Below are 1,555 nucleotides of genomic sequence, written 5' to 3'. Positions count from 1 at the left end.
ATTAACAATATTGAAAATTTCGTTTTTGGCGTAGTCACTTTTGGAGGAACTTATCAATTGAGCATTAATAACCTAAATGATTTTATGAATTATTTTTCAACTAACCAGATAGACCCTTTTAGTGAAGGAGATTTGATTTTACATGATTTTGGATACGGGCTTTACGTAAATCCCTCAAATATTTTTTCACAAAATGAAATAGGCTTATTAAATTTTATTGAAAGTAATAATCTTGGAATTAGTTTATTTAAGGGAGATTTATCAAACTTCAACAATTGGAATAAAATTGGAAAAAATAATCAAGGAACTAACATTGAAAACCTAAACTGTAATTAATTATGAACAATATAAAGTTAAAATACATTACACTTCTATTCATTATATTTAACTCAACTACAATATGTTTTAGCCAAGATAAGGTTAATGACAACTTCGATTTAGAAGGTACTTGGATTTATCAAAGTGAGAACATAGAGTTTCAAACAAAAATATCGGAAGTTAAAATATTAGTTGGAGTACAGCAAAAAAAATATCTACTTGGAGTAGGGAAATTAATAGTTGACGGCAAAGTTGTTTATAATAATCTAAATAGGTTAAGTTTATTTGACAAGAATGGATATATGGATATGACATCTTTAAATGAGCTTTTAAAACAAAAAATCAATCCTGAAATAATGGTTGATGCTGAAACAATGGAGGGTAATTATTTTGCTTACAATTTCTCTAAAAATGTAAAACTAAAAATCTCCTTTTATGATAATATGATAGCTTTAAATTTTCCTAATTTATTGAATCGCGAAGGAGTAAGCTTAAAACCAGATCCAGATCACATTCCTGCTGTGCCCTCCACTTGGATATTAAAGAAAATGGATCATTAACTCTATCATTTTAAAAAGCCCGCTCAAATTATTTGATTAGCGGGTTTTTTATGTTTTAAAAGAATTTTTTAACATAAATCAATCTTAGTATTTGATACATTATTAAGGCAAACAATAATGCTCAGGATTACATTGACCAAACAAGTACTTTTGGAAAGCCTGAAATCAAAACTGGCAGAGTCAGCAATTATGGCGATTACTTTCCACTATGGAAAAAGTCAAAGCTTATAGAAAAACAAGCCACATTTCTAGTTGCTCCACATCACAGGTGGATGAATAGGGAATATGGAGATCAGAATTATATTCGTAGATTGGTATTCGAGTATGGTACAGAAGGTGAATTACTCAGACCTGGAGTCATAGAACTTGTTTCAGGAACTCTTAGCCTCAGGCATCTAGCCGAAAGACATGAAGCCGTCATAGATCGATATAGGAAACCCCTCTGAAGAAATCGGCATAATCTGGTCCGATATCAACATGAATGAATTGGAAGCAATGGCAGAAATTGGTTATGAAGTAGGTATTAGCTCAGATAGCAATGCTTCCGCTCGATTAGCAGATGCGAATTGTACTTATTATTTCTATGTATTGACTGATCAGGCTACGGGCATGATCATCTCCGCTACTTTTCTTTACAAAGAGTGTCCCCCACCAAACTTCTCAGACATCATCCCATG

The 1,555-nt window shown here is 31.9% G+C and carries 4 protein-coding genes; all 4 read left to right on the top strand.

Features of this window, described 5'->3' with window-relative positions; all coding sequences use genetic code 11:
• The coding region (locus MM213_RS20600) for a hypothetical protein (protein ID WP_241414771.1) at window positions 1-336 on the top strand (336 nt) is incomplete at its 5' end.
• A gap of 2 nt (window positions 337-338) precedes the next feature.
• Entirely contained in the window at window positions 339-878 is a 540-nt protein-coding gene (locus MM213_RS20595) for a DUF6705 family protein (protein ID WP_241414770.1), read from the top strand.
• Between the two features lie 272 nt (window positions 879-1,150).
• Window positions 1,151-1,324, top strand: coding sequence for a hypothetical protein (locus MM213_RS20590; protein ID WP_241414769.1), 174 nt, complete (start codon window positions 1,151-1,153; stop codon window positions 1,322-1,324).
• A gap of 31 nt (window positions 1,325-1,355) precedes the next feature.
• Window positions 1,356-1,555: hypothetical protein (locus tag MM213_RS20585; RefSeq protein ID WP_241414768.1), on the top strand; the 200-nt coding region annotated here is incomplete at its 3' end.

The sequence above is a fragment of the Belliella alkalica genome (assembly GCF_022549785.1).
Classification (GTDB): Bacteria; Bacteroidota; Bacteroidia; order Cytophagales; family Cyclobacteriaceae; genus Belliella; species Belliella alkalica.
This window is presented reverse-complemented; position numbering and strand designations above follow the sequence as displayed.